The sequence below is a fragment of the Flaviflexus massiliensis genome (genome assembly GCF_001375495.1).
Taxonomy (GTDB): domain Bacteria; phylum Actinomycetota; class Actinomycetes; order Actinomycetales; family Actinomycetaceae; genus Flaviflexus; species Flaviflexus massiliensis.
On the sequence record NZ_LN831056.1, the window covers coordinates 1 to 17,176 of the forward strand.

Sequence of the window (17,176 nt, forward strand, 5' to 3'; positions counted from 1 at the left end):
GGTCTGGCGGGTGGGTCGGTCGCGGTCCAGGCGGGTGCCGGAGGCCGTGACCCAGTCGCGCAGACGGTGGCGGGCGTCGGCGAAGTCGCGGTGCCAGCCCAAAGGTGCGGAACCATTTTGTTCGGGGTCGTAGGCGCACAGCCAGTGCAGGTGCAGCGCGGACAGCTCCCAGACCAGTTCGGGGTGGCGGTGCCAGTAGGGCGGCACCACTGAGGCGGGTAGGCCGTAGGTGTGGCGGAGCCAGTCGACTCACCAGTTCAGCTCCAGCAGCTCTGCTTCCAGATCCTGCGCCGACAGCAGGTTCCAGTTGATCGGGTGCGGCGGCTCGGGCAGGGCATCGGCGTTGAACATGTCGGGCTGGTCGTCGAGGATACCGGGGTCGTCGTACTGGTCGTCGGGATCGGGGCCGTGAGTGCTCATGATCGGTCCGCCCGGGTCACATGCTGAGGCTGTCGGCAGCAGGCGTGGCCTGGTGGTGCTGGGGTGGTTCGAAGGCCTGCCCAGCCGCCTGGCGTTCGAGTGCCTGGCGGGATGTGCGGTCGACGTCGTAGCGGGTGCGGGCGGTGTCGTGGCCGATCTTCTTGGCGACGAACTCCTCGCCCGCGATGGGCTGTCCGTCGCGCTCGTAGGTATAGTCGTGGGCGTAGCCTTCGGCGACGAACTGGTCACCCTTGGTGAAGCGTTCGAAAGCCCGCTCGGTGGTGGCGCGGTAGAGCACCAGATTGCCGAAAGACGGCTCCAGCTTGGTGAAGGAGCCGTGTCAAGCCCCGGCCAGTCCGGAGCATTGATGTCGGCCTCGTCCGAGACGGGGCGAGGATCCACCACCCGTTCCCCAGCGTGGCAGCGGACCAACCCCTCGGCGAGTTCATCTGCGCTCAGCGCCTTGGAGAGGTACCCATCGGCGCCAAGCTTCAGCGCATGCTCGACGATGCCGGGATCCAGATTCCAGGAGTAGATCACGACCCGCCCGAAGCGCGGATCCCTGATGAGCTTGCCCATCTCCTCCTCCTGGTCCTCGGAGGCGAACGTGTCCACGAGGACGACATCCACAGCACCTGAGGGGTCGACCATCGAGTCGAGTTCGATCACGGCAAGGCGCTGGTCTCGTCGCAGCAGGTTCGAGACGCCCTCGACGATGACGGGATAGTCATTGACGATGGCCACCGAGATCGGATCCACATGTATGCTCCGAGAGCATACCGGCACAACAGGCGGTGCTGCGGCCAGGTCAGGCTTCGCGCCATCCCGCGGGACCGAGCATCAGATGCCCCTCACGCTGGAGTTGGGCGAGCCACCCCTCCATCGGGTAGAAGCCCCAGTTGGAGTGGAAGAGGTTCGCGTTGCGTGCGATCGCCACTGCATGTTCGACCGGGGGGTCGCTGATCGGATGATACTGGTGGAAGGCCTCGGCTCCTGCACTCCAGTACATGGTGCCCCCGGCAGCCTTGAGACGCTGCCCGAAGTCCGTGTCCTCGCCCCCATACCCGACGTAGCGTTCGTCGAAGCCGCCAATACGGTGCCAGTCCGTGAGGCTCATGGCGACGTTGAGGGACCACAGCAGGCGGGGATCGCCCTCCACGAGGTCCCCCGGTTCAGGGACGGTACGCACCGGATGGTCCTCACCTGCACGACGGAGACGAGCCAGGGTGTAGTCGGCCTCCACGAGCCCCGAGGGCAGGTAGTAGACCCGCCCACACACCACTGCGGGTGATTCCTCGTCGGCGGCCTCCTGGATCGCCTCGGTGTAGTCCCTCGCCAGGTCGGGACCCGGCAGGCAGTCCACATCGAGCAGGGCTACGTTCTGCGCGCCATGTTCCTCCGCCACCCGCACACCGAGGTTCCGTGCGGCGGACAGCGGCAACTCTCCACCAGTGTCCAGCTGGGTCACGACGGTGGGGCAGGCATCGGTTTCCGCCACCACGGACCGGATCTCGTCGTCGTCCATGGACACGACCACGTGGAGCAGCGGCTGCGGCTCCATCGCCTCGATCCAAGCCCGCTGGCGCCGCAGATGGGCATGGCGTCGATGCACGATGGTGACCAGTGCGAGTCGCATCATTGAACCTCCTCGTGTAGCCGGTCGAGAGCTGCGGCTGCCCGGCGTGCGCCGTCGCCCGGATTCCAATCCCGCCATGCCTGGCCGCCGATGGATGTCGCTTGTTTCAGGAGGATCGGCCAGTCCTCATTGCTCGGCCAGTCCTCCAGGGCGACACACGCCCCTGCCCTGCGTAGTGCACCCACAGTAGCGCCCTGCTCATCGAAGGGTCGGGGCTGGGCCACCACAACGGCGGGTCGGCGGGCGGCGGCGACCTCCGCGACGGCGTTGTCGCCCGCATGCGTGACGACGACGTCGGCCTCGGCCAACTCCCGCCACAGGTCGGGTGACGGTTCCTCCGGGGTTCGTAGGATCCACTCCCATCCCGGCGTCGCTCGACGGGCACCCGCGAGGTCCCCGTCCCGCAACCGGTCACCCCCCGAGCCCCACACGACCAGAACGCGCGGCACATCGGAGGTGGATGGCGGAGGCGACTCGATACCGTCGAAGCGGGAGAAGGCGCCCGTGTGGACGGTCTTGGCTTCCCATTCGGGTGGCCACCACGGCTCACCGTGCTCCCGGTTCCACGGCGCGATGATTGCGGATGCCGCATCGTAGGCGGTCAGATGGGGTCGGTCGGTCCTGTCACCACGCAGTGCGACCACAACGGTCCTCACACCGAACAGGCGGGACAGTAGCGTCACTTCGGCGGAGGTATCGACGACCATCACGTCGACGTGCCCGGTCAGCCAGTCAACGATTCGCGCGAGTCGGGTGCGGTGGCGGGGAACCTCGAGGGGTGCCCAGTGAAACACCCCGTTCGCGGTCGGGTCGAGCGGTTCATGGACGAGATCGGGTTCCAGCATCACCCAGCGTCCGGGCCACCCCTCGGGGGCCTCGAGGGAACTGAACCCGACCACGGGCGCACGCAGGGCCAACGCGATCTGCAGGGCACGCATGCGGTGCCCCTGTCCCTGGTGGTGCACGTAGTAGCCGATCATCGTCCCACCAGTTCCCCGTAGAGGTCGACGTAGGCGGCCACGGTGTCCTCCAGGGAGAGGGTGTGCTCGGCCTGGGCCCGGACCACCCGTCGATCCAACTGGACCACGTCGTCGAGGACAGCTACCGCCGCGGCCACGGTCATCTCGTCGGAAGTGCCGGGCGGGACCAGGATGCCGGCACCCGGGCGCACGACCTCCAGGAGGCCAGCACGAGCCAGCCCGAGGACTGGCGTGCCGCAGGACATCGCCTCGGCAGCCACCAGGCCGAAGGGCTCGTCCCATGCGGGTGTCACCAGGCAGGCGGCAGACTGCGCCAGCAGTCGCTGGAGATCGACATTGGCGAGGTGGCCGACGTGGCGGATCCGCTCATCGAGCAGCGGCTCCACCTGTGAGGCGAAGTACTGCCCGTCGATGATGGGACCGGCCAGCACGAGACGCCGGCCAGCGGTTCGTGCGATGGCCGCGGCGATGTGGGGCGCCTTCTCGGGGACGATCCGTCCGGACCACACCAGGTCGTCGCCGCCCTCCCCGAACCGCCACTCGGCGAGGTCCACGCCATTGCGGATGACCGTGGCGGTGGTGACGTGGCTCCACATCTCGGCCACGGCCTGGCTGACGGCAACCGTGCGCGCCGACGGCGTCAGCTTCAGGGCCGGCTCCATCCAGGGCGTGGGTGGGCTGTGCAGCGTCGTGACGAGGGGCTGGGGTGCGATCTGTCCCAGAACGATGGGCAGGTAGTGCAGCGAGTTGTTGTGGATGACATCGATGTCTCGGCGCTCGGCCAGGTATCGCATCGCCTGCAGATAGGCGGTGGTTTCCTGGACCTGGTGCGCGGGCGGCATGGCGACATCATTGCGGGCGCTGGCGCTCAGCTCCGGGGGCGTGAAGGCCAACTCCTCGGCCTCGAGGTGCGGGTCGCTGCCGGGCCCGGCGAACAGGACGACTTCGATCCCTCGACGCCTGAGGCCGACGGTCAGGCTCCACGTGAACGACTCCAGTCCCCCGGCGAAGGGAGCCGCGATGGGGAACCTGTCATGGGCGAGCAGGGCAACCTTCATGCCCGTCCCAGGGCGTCGGTGTAGATGCGCCGGTGGGCAGCGGCGATATCGCGCCGCTGCTCGAGGCGGTCCTGCGGATCCGCCCGCCAGTCGTCACGGGATCGGTCCATCGCGTCCAGGGCAGCCGCGATGTCGGCGGCCCGCGGGAGGCCATCGTCCAAGTGGTACCCGAGGACCCCGGCATGCTGCTGGTGGTAGTAGCCCAGGTGTGGGGCGAGCACGCGGGTCCCCACGTCGTGACACGCCTCCAGCCAGCCGGAATGCGTGCCGAAGCGGTAGGGCAGCACCGAGAGGTCGAGGCTGCGGAAGTAGTCCCACAACTCCTCGTCGCTGTAGAAGTCATGCACATGGACCTCGACTTCAGGTGGGAGGCTCCGCAGGAAATCGACGACATCCGGTTTGTGGTTGTACTGTCCCGGGGTCATGACGTCGGTGTGGACGTCGATCACCAGCTCGAATTCCCTGCGCCGCAGCTCAGCCACGAGCGCTCCGATCATCGGCAGGGGATCGAGGTTCGCGCGCATGCTCTTCAGATGCAGCCCCACCCGGGGAACGGTCCGCTGCGGGCGGTTCACGGACATCTGGTCGAATCCCACCACGTGGGGGTGCTTCACCATGTGCGCAGCCCGGCCCCATCGCCGGGAGATCTCGTCCGCGGCGCCGGGGGTCAGGGTGATGAGTTGGTCCGCGGCAGGGACCAGCACGTCCAGGGCTGCGTCGTGCGTGCGGCGGTCGAGCTGGTGGGGGTTGCGCAGGTCATGGACGGTGTAGACCAACGGCTTGCCCTGCTCACGGAGCGCGGCCACGATCGTGTCCAACTCCGATGGCTCGATCGAATCGAACCCGAAGTGGAGGTGGTACAGGTCGAATTCCTCGGCGTGGTCATGAATCCACTGTGCGTCCAACATGACCAAGGGCCACCATGGCGCCCCGACGGCCGGGTTCTCGGGGGTCGGGTCCGGCAGGCGGACGACACCATCGTCTCGGTCGGGATCGCTGAGGTGCTCGACGTAGACATGCCCATGCGGCACCGATGCGATTCTCATGGCAGACTCCTTCTTGAGTCATCATTTTACGCTGGCGGATTGGGTCCAGTCTACATCCCTGGGGGTAGGTTTGGGCGGCCTGTTCAGTACTCGAGCTCGGCGATCACCTGGGGGATGTGGGTGAGCAGATCGCGGGCCAGGAACCCTCTCGGCCCGAAGTGCGACGTCAGCCGTTCACCGCATCGGCCGTGGACGTACTTGGCCCATACAGCCGCCTGCACCGGATCTGCCCCGCGCGCCAGAAGTCCCACGATGATCCCCGCCTTCACGTCACCGCTACCGGAGATCGCCAGGCCCTGACCACCGGTCTCATCGCGCCATGCACGCCCATCCGGCGCCGCGACGAAGGAGGTGTCCGCGCCGCTGACCACGACCACCTCGGCGCGTTTCGCGAGGTCGCTCACGGCAGCCCGTAGTTCCTTGATCCCGGCCTCGCTCTGGAGCTCCGCGGGCGCGTTCTGCTCCAGCGTCGTGAACAACTCCTTGACGTTCGGGGACACCACCGAGCGTCCGCCCAGGTGGGCCAGACCGTCGAGGTTTCCCGTCAGGTAGGCCAGCCCCAGGGCATCCAGGTACACGGTCGCCTACAGCTGTGGAATCACCTGCTCCAGCAACGCGTTGGCCGCTGCGGGGTGCATCATGCCGGGTCCCAGCAGGACGGCGTCACGCTCGGAGGCCAGGTCGACGGTGGTGTCGGCAGCGCTCGGCGCGATGTCGCCGCCGCCGTCGGTCTCCAAACCTTGGACAAAACCCTCCGGGATGGCCAGGCCCAAGGCTGTCGCAGCGCTCTGGACGGTGGCGATCTGGAGTTTGCCAGCACCGGCCCGCATGGCGGCCTCGGCAGCCAGGAACACGGCCCCCGGCACGTGGTCGTTGCCACCGACGATCAGGACCCGGCCACCAGCATTCTTGTCGCCTTCCGGGTTGGGCAGTCGCCAGGAGCGGAGCAGCCCGGGGGTGACGACGACGGCGCTCATGCGCCCTCCCCATCGGCGGGTGGTTCCCGCGTCGTGGGGGCATCCCCCACGGCGGCGGCATAGCGGATTAGGTCCAGGCCACCGTCGTCGTCCGGTTCGTAGGACGTCATGGAACAGTTCGGCAGGGGTTGCTCCGCATCGATTGTGAGCAGGGTGGGCTCGTCCAGGGACTCAAGGACGTACCTGAACGACATGATGGTGGCTTGGTGGCTGAACACCCACACATTCTCACCGTCGTACTCTGCACGGATGTCGGCCAGGACGCTGCGGATGCGTAGGGCGACGTCACACCAGCTCTCACCGCCGGCCGGACGGTGGTAGAACTTGCCCAGACGCGTGCGTCGCTCCGCCTCCTCCGGGAACTGCGCCTCGATGCCCTTGCGGGTGAAGCCGTCCATCACCCCCAGGTCCCGCTCCCGCAACCGTTCATCCACGATCAGCCGGTGCTCGAGGCCAGGTGACGGTGCCCTGGTAATAGGGGTTGGTCAGGATCTTGTGCAGCCCGGTCGTGGTGACTGGCTTGGCCGGCTGCGAGGGGGTGGGCCGGGTGGTCAGGCCACGGGCGGTGAGTTCCTTGGCTAGGCGCGACAGGGACCAGTTGCCGGTGGCGTAGGTGGTGAAGGCGAAACGGACGAGGTCGGCGCGTTCGGGGTCGATTTGGATCACGCGAGACTCGCGTCCTTGGGCGTCGGTGGTGCGGACGTTGAGGTAGCCCAGAGGCGCTTTGGTGGGGGTGCCGCCGATCGCGGCTTTCTGGGTCATGCCTTTGAGGACTTCCTGGGCCAGGTTCAGCGAGTAGAACTCGGCCATGGAGGCCAGGATGCCGTGCATCAGCATCCCTGAGGAGGTCTCGTCGATGTTCTCGGTGACCGAGACCAGGCTGATGTTCTCATCCCGTAGCGCGGCGTGGATCATGGCGTCATCGAGCCGGTTGCGGGCGAGGCGGTCGACCTTGTTGATGATGCAGTACCGCACCGGGTGCGTGGTCGCGTAGTCGAGCATCTCTTGGAGCGCGCGTCGTTGGGCGGTTTTGGCTGACTCGCCGGGCTCGATGAACTCCTTGATGATGACCGCACCGAGCTGTTCGGCCTTGCGCTGCGCGGCTTCGCGCTGGGCCGGGATCGACAGGCCCTCTTCCAGCCCGTTGCGGGTGGCTTGGTCCTTGGTGGACACCCGCAGGTAGCTGATCGCCGCCACCTGCCCCTCAGCCCCGGTCGCTGTGGCGTCTGGGCGGGGTTTGGTGCAGGCGAGGCGTCGAAGGCCTGAGATGTCGAGGCCGGAGAGCTGATCGAGTGTCATGGTGACCGCCTTTCACAAGCCCCCACATGTCTGGGGCGGGTGGGGCGCCGGAGGCGGTCACGTCAGAGTCGAAAGGAACACCCCGCGAACGGGGCTTAGCAAGAGTAGGTGCCAACAGCGCCGAAACTTGATGTGGGCCCAGTCTAGCGACCGGCTACGAGCAGGCGACGAAGATGGGCACCGGACTGCCCGACGGGCTGGTCGCCAGCGGTGCGCAGCGCGATCCGGATCAACACCTCCGCAACCTTCGCGGCATCGATCTCCTCACGTGGCTCATACCGGACGCGCAGGGGCCGATCCGCCTCGACTCGGGCCGTGGCGCGGCGGTACCGGCGGACCATCCTCAGCCGCCTTCCGGGCCGAGAACGTTGTCGCGAACCTCCCCGGTCGCCGGGTCGATCCGGTCATCCAGGCTGGCGTAGAAGGCGTCTTCAGCAGCCTGTCGCTCGTTGACCTGGTCGATGACGTATTGGACGAAGTCGGCGTCTCGGTCGGTGATGACGGATTCGTCGTGGGTGGGTTGGGGTTCTTCGCCGGGCCAGGTGGTCTGGCGGGTGGGTCGGTCGCGGTCCAGGCGGGGGGCGGGGGGGGGGGCCCCAGCGCGGCCGCGGGGGCGGGGGCTCTTTTCACCCCACATGAGGGGGTTAAGGGAAGGGGGGAAACGGGGGGGGTGGAGGAGGGGTGGTCGGGGTTCGGCGGCAGGGGGTGGCGCGCCGGCTGCGGCCACGGACCCTTCGGCGGCCGATCCTGCTTTGGCCTGCCAGCGTCTCCACGTGCGTTCGGGCATGCCGAACTTCTCACAGAACCTCGACGTCGGCATGCCCGCCTCCGTGCGGATCACCTCGAGGTCCTCGAAGGGCCCAAGCGGCCCTCGGCGCTCTTCTTCCAGACGCGGATCTCGACCGCGGCCTCACCAAGGGCCTGCGTGAGCTCCGCAACCTCGTCCTCGAGCTGCTGCTCCCGGCTCGAGGCCTTGGACTTACCTGCCTCGATGCCGGCCTTTCCCGTTACCTTGTTGACAGGTCCGGATCGGCGGGTGTTGATTGGGATTATCGGTCAGCCGTCCCGGCATGGTGTCTTGCCCCTGTCTATTGAATGATCCGGGGGGTGTTGCCACCGGGGCTGGTTGACAGTACGTGATCGCTGATGAGGGGCTCGGCACCACGAATGGATGCCTGTCGTAACGTGGATGTGAGACACACTGTCATGGCTCGACCGACTGCTGGCACAGAGCAAAGGAGACGATTGCCATGACCACAGCAAAACCCAGAATCTACCTCGGTCTTGATGTTGATAAAACCGATCACTGGGCGTGCGCCTTGACCGAGGACGGGCAGGTGCTTTGGAACAAGACTCTGCCCAATAATGAAGCAAAAATTATTGATATCTACACCAAGCTCGCCACGCAGGGACAGGTCTTAGTCATTGTTAATCAGCCCGCCACGATCGGTGCCCTTGCGACTGCTGTTGCCCAACACATGGGAATCGACGTCGCCTACTTACCGGGACTGACCATGCGCCGCATCGCTGACCTGTATCCAGGTGAGGCGAAGACCGATGAGAAGGACGCTTTTATTATCGCTGACACCGCACGCACTCTTCCTCATACGCTGAGGTCCTTAACCACAACGGACAAGGACGAAGCTAGCTTAGCGATGCTCACCGGGTTTGACCTTGATCTCTCCCGTCAAGTCACTCAAGTCACGAACCGGATCCGGGGCCTCTATACTCAGATTCACCCCGAACTTGAAAAAGTCATTGGTAGCCGGCTCGATCATGATGCCATCCTTCAGGTCCTCGCGACCTGGCCCACTGCACAGGCACTGAAAAAGGCAGGTAAAGCCCGAGTTGATGCGAAACTCAAGAAACACGGGGCACGTCGCCACGCCACGTGGACGACCGAACTCTTTCATGCTCTTAGTAGGCAGACTGTGACAGTGACCGGCACCGAAGCAGCCGAGTTAGTGATCCCGCACCTGGCACGCCAACTAATAAGCCTGCATGCTCAACGTGCCGGCGTCGCAACCCAGGTAGAAACGATTGTCGCTACCCACCCTCTTTACCCGGTCCTGAGATCAATGCCTGGCATCGGCCTCAGGACCGCCGCCGTCATCATCGCCGAACTCTCAGGAAAAACTTTCACCAGCGCAGCCGCACTAGCGTCCTCCGCTGGCCTTGCCCCAACAACCAGACAATCAGGATCATCCATACGATCTGAAAGAGTGAGCCACTCCGGTAACAAACGACTCAAACGCGCCCTCTTCCTATCAGCCTTTGCCATCATCCGGACCGACCACACCAGCAGGGCCTACTACGACCGCAAACGAGCCCAAGGAAAACGACACAACCAAGCAATCATCGCCCTCGCCCACCGCCGACTCAACGTCCTGTACGCCATGCTCCGAGACGGCACACTCTACGACAGTCCCGAAACCCTCCTCGCAGCTTGACACACAACATAGGGGCACCCCCCATTGGGGCAGATCGACTTGAACACCGGGGTGCGGATCCGTCGCCCACGCCCGGTACGGTATGAGCATCAACTCCTGGGAGATCTGGTGCATGTGGATGTGAAGAAACTGGGCCGTATCCCGGACGGGGGTGGATGGCGCAGCCTGGGCCGGCAACAGGTCAAAAAGACCCATCCTGGGGTGGGCTATTCCTTCATCCATTCTGCCCTTGATGATCGCTCACGCGTGGTCTATTCCGAGATCCTTGATGATGAACGCAAAGAGACCGCGGCTGGGTTCTGGCAGCGTGCCAATGCCTACTACGAGAGTCTTGGGATCACCGTCGACAGGGTCCTGACCGACAATGGTCCCTGCTACCGCTCAAGGGTCTTTCAAGACGCACTCGGTGTACATGTGAAACATAAGTGCACGCGCCCGTACCGGCCACAGACCAACGGGAAAATCGAACGATTCCACCGCACCCTGTCCACGGAATGGGCCTATGCCCACCACTTCGACTCAGATACTGCCCGAGCTGACACCTACCAAGCCTGGATCCACGACTACAATCATCACCGACGCCATACCGCACTCGCAGGACACTCACCCATCGACCGTGTGCACAACCTCCATGGGAAGAACACCTAGGTAGCACTACTGTCCGCGGGTGCATCGATTTTCTTGGCGAGGAAGTAGAGGATAACTCCGACGACAAGGAGCCCCGCTCCGAGGAGCCACACTTGGGCGGATTGCTGGATGAGGAGGATTAAACAGCTAACGAGAGCTAGGACTGGGATGACGGCGGGCACGGTGAAGTGCTTGTGTTCAACTTCATCCTTGCGCAGGACGAGAACTGCGAGGTTAGTTGAGATGAAAACGAAGAGGAGGAAGAGAACAACCGTCTCGGCCAAGAGTTGGAGTTCCCCGAAAATTGAAAGAATTGCCGAAAGTGCGGTTGTTGCAAGGATTGCCACCCACGGGGTGCGCCTGTTAGGGAGAACAGCAGTGAAGACGCGGGGGAGAATCCCCTGGTCCGCCATGCCGTACACGAGGCGCGAGCTCATGATTGACGTCATGAGGGCGCCGTTGGCGATAGCAACGAGTGCGATCGTGGCGAAGAACCAGCTGGGGAAGGTTGCTCCGGTTGAATGAACTACGTCGAGGAGTGGTCCGGAGGATGACGCAAGATCTGCTGGTTCCATCATGATCGACGATGCCATGGCGATAAGAACGTAGACGAGACCGGCCACTCCGATCGCGGCAAAAAGGGCCCTCGGATAAACCCGGTTGACGTCCCTGACTTCCTCGGCGATATTGGCCGAGGTTTCAAACCCGACGAAGCTGTAGAACGCGAGGAGAGCTGCACTGAGAACGGCGGCCGCGGTGCTGACACCGTCGGGCGCTTCCAACAGGCGTGACGTGTCACCCTTCCCATCGTTCATTGCCATTGCCACGAGCACAAGCACGAGGACCAGGCCCGAGACTTCGATGATCGTCATGACGAGGTTGGAGCGTACGGATTCGGTGATGCCTCGGAGGTTAATGAGAGCGAGGGTAAAGAGGAAAAGTGGGGCTGCGAGGGGAACCAAGACCGGCATGAGAGTCGACAGGTAATCGCCCGTGAATGCGATAGCGAGACCGCCCACGGAGACGATGCCCGCACAGAGCATGCAGTAGCCGACAAGGAACGCGATGATGGGGTTCTTGTAAGCCCGTTGGGCAAAGACTGAAGCTCCGCCCGCCCTCGGATACTTCGTCACCAGCTCCGCGTAGGAACCCGCTGTCAGCATTGCCATGCCGAGCGCGATGAGGATTGGTAGCCACGTCATTCCACCGGCTTCACCGGCGAGCTTTCCCGTGAGGGCATATACGCCCGCGCCGAGGACATCGCCGAGAATAAAAGCAAAGAGGAGGAAACCTCCCATGCCCTTCTTGAGGCGTGACGATTGTTGAGTCATGATTGCCGCTTTTCAGTTGAAGGAACCATGTCGCCTCCGTGAGGGAAACGGAATGCGGTATGGAGTGAGTTTTCTGTAGCTTACGTGATCACCCACTGCCCCTGCATACGAAAGGTGCAATACCTGCTCAGCATTTTCACCAGCACGTGTACACGTCGCCGGGGAGTTATTCCCACGGGCGAGTTACGGGATGTCGTGACCAATGCACCTGTTCGGGCCCACGCGTGGCTTTGCTTTGTCTTGGTGGGGCGGTCAACGCAGGGTTGGTTTGACCTCGAGGGAGGTGGTGGAGATCGAGGATCTGGAGGGCTTCTGACATGAGTGTGTCCCGGACGAATCCGGGACACACGTGACCGTTACTTATCTTCGCTGGCTTCTTCCGCCTCGGAAGTAGTTTCGCCCTGTTCGGGCTCTTCCTCAGATGCCACCTTCTCGAGGTCGGCATCCTCATGCTTCGTGTGCTTTCCACCCATGGATCCTCCTTTGTCGACGGCGGTTCCGTCATCTTATATCGGGCAACGGTAAGCCGATAGATACCCAGTCAACACGTACTAGCGAAGTATGAACGATTCTTTCACGGACAGCGTATTAGAACAGCAAATGGGCCAGACAAGTTCCCTACCTGGTGGTATGCCTGTAGTGTGAGTCACAGGCCAATTGAAAGAAGGCAAAAATGGCGCTGAACGATCCGAGAACATATCTACCCAAAGTTGATCCGCCGAAGCAGACCCAGGAACACCCAGGGCTGGATCGCGACCTTGAGCCGCAGGCCGATATTGGCCTTGAAAGCTATGTAGGTCGAGGCCGTCTTGAAGGCCGAAGAGCCCTCATTACCGGCGGTGACTCCGGCATCGGCGCAGCCGTCGCTATTGCTTACGCCCGTGAGGGTGCAGATGTGGCGATCTCCTATCTTCCCGAAGAACAGGTCGACGCCGATCGTGTCATCGCAGCGATCGAAGAGGCAGGCAGAAAAGCTCTTGCTCTGCCCGGCGACCTCACCGACCGCGAGCAGTGCGAGCGCATTGTTGACGAGACAGTCGCCGAATTCGGCGGTCTCGATATCCTCGTGAACAACGCGAGCCGTCAGATCTGGCACGATGGGATCGAGGAGATCTCTGATGAGGATTTCGACCAGACGATGAAGTCGAACATCTATAGCTCCTTCCGCGTGACCAAGGCGGCTGTCAAGCACATGGAACCGGGCTCGGCGATCATCTTCACGTCCTCCATCCAGGCCTATCAGCCCTCGGATGTTCTCCTTGACTATGCGATGACGAAGGCGGCGATGAACAACCTGTCAAAGGGTCTCGCTGAACAACTCGCCCCTAAGGGCATCCGGGTCAACTCCGTCATCCCGGGACCGATTTGGACGCCGTTGCAGCCGAGCTATGGCCAGCCTCAGGAGAAGATCACGAGCTTCGGGCAGGACACCCCGCTCGGACGAGCAGGACATCCCGTTGAGCTCGCAGGGGCCTACGTATTCCTTGCCTCCGATGAGGCTTCCTACATCGCTGGAGAGTCTCTCGGCGTCACGGGCGGGCGAATTACGCCCTAGCTCGCAAAGGAAGTGGTGGCGACCCGGTAGGGGAGCGACACAGCAATGGTGGTGGCTACAGGCCACCACCATTGCATATTCAGGGCCGGCCGCGATGTGAGAAGCCAGTATCGATGGCACTCCACCGGATCGTGTTTGCCGAGGTATGGTGTGTCGGAAGAGCGTCAGTGACGGCTAACCCCGTCAGCTAGCCACCGCAGCCCATGACCCACGATTGACGTGCATTCGCCACTACCGGTTCGGTGTTGGAAGGAGGAGAAACCAGTATTGACGGGTTTAAAGTTGTGGTTGAGAACAGACCCGCCTCCCATCATTGCGAGACGGGCCTTTCTTCTCTGCTCTCGTTCGAGGATGTCGACGTGCGTGGGACAACCGGTGTCTGGGCCCCGTTGTTGAGCGTTAGATAGCAGTCGAGATCGGAGTGTCACCGTCAGTGAAGCCGATGGTGGAGCCGATCGTTGAAGGTTTTCCAAGAACTGCATGGATGACGAGAGCGACGTTCCCGCGCGATGTGTTCGTAGATTCGGGAGTCTTCTCATCGTGGACGGAGATCATCCCCGACGGTGCATCGAGTGTGAGCGCGCCGGGTCCGAGGATCGTGTAGTCGAGGTCGGAGGTCCGCAGATAGTCATCAGCCATCGCCTTCGCCTGAGCATAGGCGTAGAACGAGTCCGTTTCCGGTACGCCATGATCGAGGCCTGCATTCAGGTAGGAGACCATGACGTAACGAGAGACCCCTGCCTTGGCTGCCGCATCCATGGAGCGAACCGCAGCGGAGTAGTCCACTGCCATGGTCCGAGCTGGATTGCCTCCACCCGCACCCGCGGACCATACGATAGCGTCGTGACCCCGTGCCGCATCCGCGAGATCTTTAACCGAGGCATCCTCAATGTCGAGGACGAGCGCCCTTGCTCCCGTCTCCTCAATATCGTGTACGTGATCGGGATTGCGGATGATCGAGGTGACGGAGTGGCCGTCCTCAACGAGGAGTCGCGACGCCAGCAACGCTACCTTTCCATGACCGCCGATAAGGAGATAGTTCGACATGCTTAGCCCTTTCACTTCTCTGTGTTTCACTCTAGAGAAGAAAAAGGCATCTGCCGAGGTTATTCGCTAGGAAGGGAACATTGAAGTGTCCCAGGTTTTGTTCCGTTTGAGTAGATGGGAAAATCTGGGATATGCCTAGGAAATTTGATCAGGATGCGAAGGATCGTGTGGTCCGTCTCGTGGAAGATCGCATCTTGGCGGAAAATATGTCGATGTAAGCCGCGTGCTAGGCAGTAGCTCCAAAGCTGGGGGTTTCATGGCACACGGCTCGTCAATGGACTCAGCAGGCCCGCCGTTCGGGAAACATCCCAGGACCTGTGCCTGAAGATTTGGCCGCCGAAAACGCGAGGCTGCGCCGTGAAAATCAAGAGCTACGCGACACGAATGAGCTGCTGAAGGCTGCCTCGGCTTTTTTCGCGTCGGAACCAGGCCCGAAACGTCGGAAATGATCCGGTTCATCGATGAATACCGGAATCGTTTCTCTGCCCGTGTTCATTTGTAAGACGTTGAAAAATAACCGGGCTGGTGGGTTTATCACCTCGCGTGGTTACCGCCAGTCCAAGGCCCGTGGACTCAGTGCTCGCCGCCTTCGTGATGCTGTTCTGGTTGAGCGTTATTAGTGCTATTCATCGGGATAATGACGGTGTTTACGGTGTGCGGAAAATGTGGCATGCTCTTCGCCGTGGCGGAATTGATATCGGTCGTGAACAAACCGCCCGGCTGATGCGCTTGGCCGGTGTATCAGGCAAAGGCAAAAGCGGATCACCTATCACAACCCGAAAAGCTAACGTGCCTGATCTGCGCCCGGACTTGGTCGAGCGTGAATTCAACGCACCAGGGCCAGGCAAGTTGTGGGTGGCTGACATGACGTATGTACGCACTCGAAAAGGTTTCGTGTATGCGCGTTTGTCACTGACGACGCACCTCCACCGGCATATCACCAGGCTTCCTACTCCAGTCATCCGTAGCCATCGACTCACATCTTTCCCACCAAGGCGTTGCGACAATCAATTGAATCCACCTTGGCTTGCGGCGTCCGAGTGATGAATCAGTCCTTGACCGGCGGGGTGGCCATGTTTGTCACGGCGCCATAATCCCATCCGTAGTGCGTTCGTGACCAGCGGAGTCGTCATAACGGTGGACGCGTGCCAGCCCACGATTGCTCGGGAGAAACAGTCGATCACGAAGGCCACGTAGACGAAGCCCGCCCAGGTACGCACATACGTGAAATCGGCAACCCAGCGCTGGTTAGGGGCCGGGGCAGTGAAGTCCCGCTCCACCAGATCAGGAGCACGTTCAGCCTGCTTATCAGGGACCGTGGTCCGTACACCTTTGCCTCGCATCACACCATTCATACCGAGTAGGGACATGAGACGGTCAACCTGCCTAGCCGATGTGGTGTAGCCGCATCGGCGGAGGTAGACCAGCATTTTGCGCCTGCCATACATCCCTTCGGCAGTCCCGACTGTAGCCAGGAGCGCGTCCATGATGACAGCATCATCGAGGTCGCGAGCACTAGGTGTAGCCGTCTTCCAGGAACGGTAGGTCCGTGCACTGATCTGCATGACCATAAGAGCGTTGCTCATCAATGAAAGCAACGATCATCGGGTTCGGGGGCCGAGTTCCCCCGCGAAGAAAACCGCTGCGTCCCGCAGAATACTGTTGGCCTCTTCGAGCTCACGGACCTTTTTCCGTAGTTGCTTGTTCTCCTCAAGAACGTCGCTCGGTGTCCCTTCTCGTTGACCGACATCGATCTGGGCTTGCCGGACCCAGCGTCGTAGGGATTCTTTACCGATACCCAGTTGGGCACCGACCGACTTACAGGCCTCGGTCAAATTGTCGTATTCGTCAAGGTGATTCAACACCAAACGGATAGCTCGTTGCTTGGTTTCTTCAGGGATGCGTCTGGGCATAAATCCATTCTCTCTCAGACTCAGAAAACAACGGCAGAAAACCGAAGACGGTTCAGACTGTGCGCAGGAGGATGACGCCTGAAGGCATGTATGGGCGGAAGAAGATGACCGCTCTGATTCGCAGGACCGCGATCGCTGACACGTCCTGGAAATCAATCGACCGAGCCATGCGATCCCTGGGACTATCAGGCGTGACACGTGCGAAAGCCATTCGCACGACGATTCCAGGCAAGGATGGCAACCGCGCCGGAGACCTACTCGATCGGGACTTCACCGCTCCGCGACCGGACCATACCTGGGTCATGGATTTCACCTACGTACGCACTTGGTCCGGCTTCGTCTACGTCGCCTTTATCCTTGACGTCTTCTCGCAGCGGATTGTTGCCTGGCACGCCCAGACCACGATGCACACCAATCTGGTGATGACACCGTTACGGATGGCGCTGTGGGAGCGAGAACGCCAAGGCCGCCCAATCAAACCACGACAGCTACGGGCTCACTCGGACGCAGGCAGTCAATACACCGCTGTAACCTACACCGAGCGCCTGGCCCTGGAAGGGATTAGTCCTTCGATCGGGACCATCGGTGACAGCTTCGACTGTCAGACTGTTTTCACCTGGTTCCGCAAGAATCGGGTAGACCTGACCGGTGCGCTCTGACTCCAGCATACGAATGACCCCAATGGTGTCTTAGCGTTGTACTGTCGAGCACCCGGACAGGCATGTAACAGAGCACTGACACCTGTCGGGAGTGACCTCATAGGAGCCTGGAGCTTTACGCATTCCTCGTGACAGTCCTGTCCACCCGGCAGGCGACAGTGTGAGTCCACTCTAACGA

Annotated in this window: 18 protein-coding genes and 5 pseudogenes; 7 read left to right on the forward strand and 16 right to left on the reverse strand. The window is 62.2% G+C overall.

Going from position 1 to position 17,176, the window contains the following annotated elements; genetic code table 11:
- From BN1241_RS13060 to BN1241_RS00050, 3 genes and pseudogenes are all read right to left on the reverse strand, one after another.
- Nucleotides 1-210 (reverse strand): annotated as a pseudogene (locus BN1241_RS13060) (DUF4913 domain-containing protein); the annotation flags it as partial.
- Between the two features lie 39 nt (nt 211-249).
- Nucleotides 250-420, reverse strand: coding sequence for a hypothetical protein (locus tag BN1241_RS13065; protein ID WP_230198204.1), 171 nt, complete (start codon nt 418-420; stop codon nt 250-252).
- Nucleotides 421-436: 16 nt separating this feature from the next.
- Nucleotides 437-718 (reverse strand): single-stranded DNA-binding protein, encoded by a 282-nt coding sequence (locus BN1241_RS00050; RefSeq protein ID WP_222704341.1) that lies wholly within the window; start codon nt 716-718, stop codon nt 437-439.
- A gap of 119 nt (nt 719-837) precedes the next feature.
- Between BN1241_RS00050 and BN1241_RS12905 the strand changes: the two genes are divergently transcribed.
- Nucleotides 838-1,059, forward strand: coding sequence for a hypothetical protein (locus BN1241_RS12905; protein ID WP_054951733.1), 222 nt, complete (start codon nt 838-840; stop codon nt 1,057-1,059).
- A 169-nt stretch (nt 1,060-1,228) separates the two neighbouring features.
- Here BN1241_RS12905 and BN1241_RS00060 read toward each other — a convergent pair whose 3' ends face one another.
- The 9 genes and pseudogenes from BN1241_RS00060 to BN1241_RS13070 form a co-directional block, all read right to left on the reverse strand.
- Nucleotides 1,229-2,059, reverse strand: coding sequence for a glycosyltransferase family 2 protein (locus tag BN1241_RS00060; RefSeq protein WP_222704342.1), 831 nt, complete (start codon nt 2,057-2,059; stop codon nt 1,229-1,231).
- Nucleotides 2,056-3,036 carry a glycosyltransferase gene (locus BN1241_RS00065; RefSeq protein WP_054951734.1) on the reverse strand — a complete coding sequence of 327 codons (981 nt, stop codon included), beginning with the start codon at nt 3,034-3,036 and terminating at the stop codon, nt 2,056-2,058. The genes BN1241_RS00060 and BN1241_RS00065 overlap by 4 nt, the downstream gene beginning before the upstream one ends.
- On the reverse strand, nt 3,033-4,094 hold the full coding sequence (locus BN1241_RS00070; protein WP_054951735.1) for a glycosyltransferase family 4 protein: 1,062 nt from the start codon (nt 4,092-4,094) through the stop codon (nt 3,033-3,035). The genes BN1241_RS00065 and BN1241_RS00070 overlap by 4 nt, the downstream gene beginning before the upstream one ends.
- Nucleotides 4,091-5,140, reverse strand: coding sequence for a glycosyltransferase (locus tag BN1241_RS00075; protein ID WP_054951736.1), 1,050 nt, complete (start codon nt 5,138-5,140; stop codon nt 4,091-4,093). The genes BN1241_RS00070 and BN1241_RS00075 overlap by 4 nt, the downstream gene beginning before the upstream one ends.
- Nucleotides 5,141-5,223: 83 nt before the next feature.
- A pseudogene (locus tag BN1241_RS00080) lies at nt 5,224-6,117 on the reverse strand (NAD(P)H-hydrate dehydratase).
- Nucleotides 6,114-6,551, reverse strand: coding sequence for a histidine phosphatase family protein (locus BN1241_RS00085; RefSeq protein ID WP_077138198.1), 438 nt, complete (start codon nt 6,549-6,551; stop codon nt 6,114-6,116). Before BN1241_RS00085 ends, BN1241_RS00080 begins: the two are co-directional and overlap by 4 nt.
- Complete coding sequence (locus tag BN1241_RS00090; RefSeq protein WP_082418117.1) at nt 6,544-7,416, reverse strand: recombinase family protein; 873 nt, start codon at nt 7,414-7,416, stop codon at nt 6,544-6,546. The genes BN1241_RS00085 and BN1241_RS00090 overlap by 8 nt, the downstream gene beginning before the upstream one ends.
- A gap of 143 nt (nt 7,417-7,559) precedes the next feature.
- Nucleotides 7,560-7,757 carry a hypothetical protein gene (locus BN1241_RS00095; RefSeq protein WP_054951738.1) on the reverse strand — a complete coding sequence of 66 codons (198 nt, stop codon included), beginning with the start codon at nt 7,755-7,757 and terminating at the stop codon, nt 7,560-7,562.
- 2 nt (nt 7,758-7,759) lie between these two features.
- Nucleotides 7,760-8,236, reverse strand: a complete 477-nt coding sequence (locus BN1241_RS13070; protein WP_230198205.1) for a hypothetical protein — start codon at nt 8,234-8,236, stop codon at nt 7,760-7,762.
- Nucleotides 8,237-8,666: 430 nt separating this feature from the next.
- Between BN1241_RS13070 and BN1241_RS13505 the strand changes: the two genes are divergently transcribed.
- On the forward strand, nt 8,667-9,866 hold the full coding sequence (locus BN1241_RS13505; protein WP_054951739.1) for an IS110 family RNA-guided transposase: 1,200 nt from the start codon (nt 8,667-8,669) through the stop codon (nt 9,864-9,866).
- 18 nt (nt 9,867-9,884) lie between these two features.
- A pseudogene (locus tag BN1241_RS13510) lies at nt 9,885-10,514 on the forward strand (integrase core domain-containing protein); the annotation flags it as partial.
- On the opposite strand, the gene BN1241_RS00115 reads toward BN1241_RS13510, so the two are convergent.
- Nucleotides 10,511-11,824 carry an APC family permease gene (locus tag BN1241_RS00115; RefSeq protein ID WP_054951741.1) on the reverse strand — a complete coding sequence of 438 codons (1,314 nt, stop codon included), beginning with the start codon at nt 11,822-11,824 and terminating at the stop codon, nt 10,511-10,513. The pseudogene BN1241_RS13510 and the gene BN1241_RS00115 overlap by 4 nt on opposite strands.
- A gap of 673 nt (nt 11,825-12,497) precedes the next feature.
- Here BN1241_RS00115 and BN1241_RS00120 point away from each other — a divergent pair.
- A complete protein-coding gene (locus BN1241_RS00120; RefSeq protein WP_054951742.1) occupies nt 12,498-13,379 on the forward strand; it encodes a glucose 1-dehydrogenase in 882 nt (293 codons plus the stop codon).
- Between the two features lie 399 nt (nt 13,380-13,778).
- Here the strand turns inward: BN1241_RS00120 and BN1241_RS00125 are convergent, their stop codons facing one another.
- Entirely contained in the window at nt 13,779-14,426 is a 648-nt protein-coding gene (locus BN1241_RS00125; RefSeq protein WP_054951743.1) for an SDR family oxidoreductase, read from the reverse strand.
- A gap of 245 nt (nt 14,427-14,671) precedes the next feature.
- Here BN1241_RS00125 and BN1241_RS13515 point away from each other — a divergent pair, with 245 nt between their 5' ends.
- Nucleotides 14,672-14,875 (forward strand): hypothetical protein, encoded by a 204-nt coding sequence (locus tag BN1241_RS13515; protein ID WP_390617986.1) that lies wholly within the window; start codon nt 14,672-14,674, stop codon nt 14,873-14,875.
- Nucleotides 14,876-15,089: 214 nt separating this feature from the next.
- The gene (locus tag BN1241_RS13520) at nt 15,090-15,470 is read left to right on the forward strand and encodes a hypothetical protein (protein WP_390617988.1); all 381 of its coding nucleotides are present in this window, start codon (nt 15,090-15,092) and stop codon (nt 15,468-15,470) included.
- Here the strand turns inward: BN1241_RS13520 and BN1241_RS00130 are convergent.
- Nucleotides 15,443-16,012 (reverse strand): annotated as a pseudogene (locus tag BN1241_RS00130) (IS3 family transposase); the annotation flags it as partial. The gene BN1241_RS13520 and the pseudogene BN1241_RS00130 sit on opposite strands and share 28 nt — an antisense overlap.
- Before the next feature lie 15 nt (nt 16,013-16,027).
- Entirely contained in the window at nt 16,028-16,339 is a 312-nt protein-coding gene (locus tag BN1241_RS00135; RefSeq protein WP_054951745.1) for a transposase, read from the reverse strand.
- Nucleotides 16,340-16,395: 56 nt separating this feature from the next.
- Between BN1241_RS00135 and BN1241_RS00140 the strand changes: the two are divergent.
- Nucleotides 16,396-16,938, forward strand: a pseudogene (locus tag BN1241_RS00140) (transposase); the annotation flags it as partial.
- Nucleotides 16,939-17,176 lie beyond the last annotated feature (238 nt).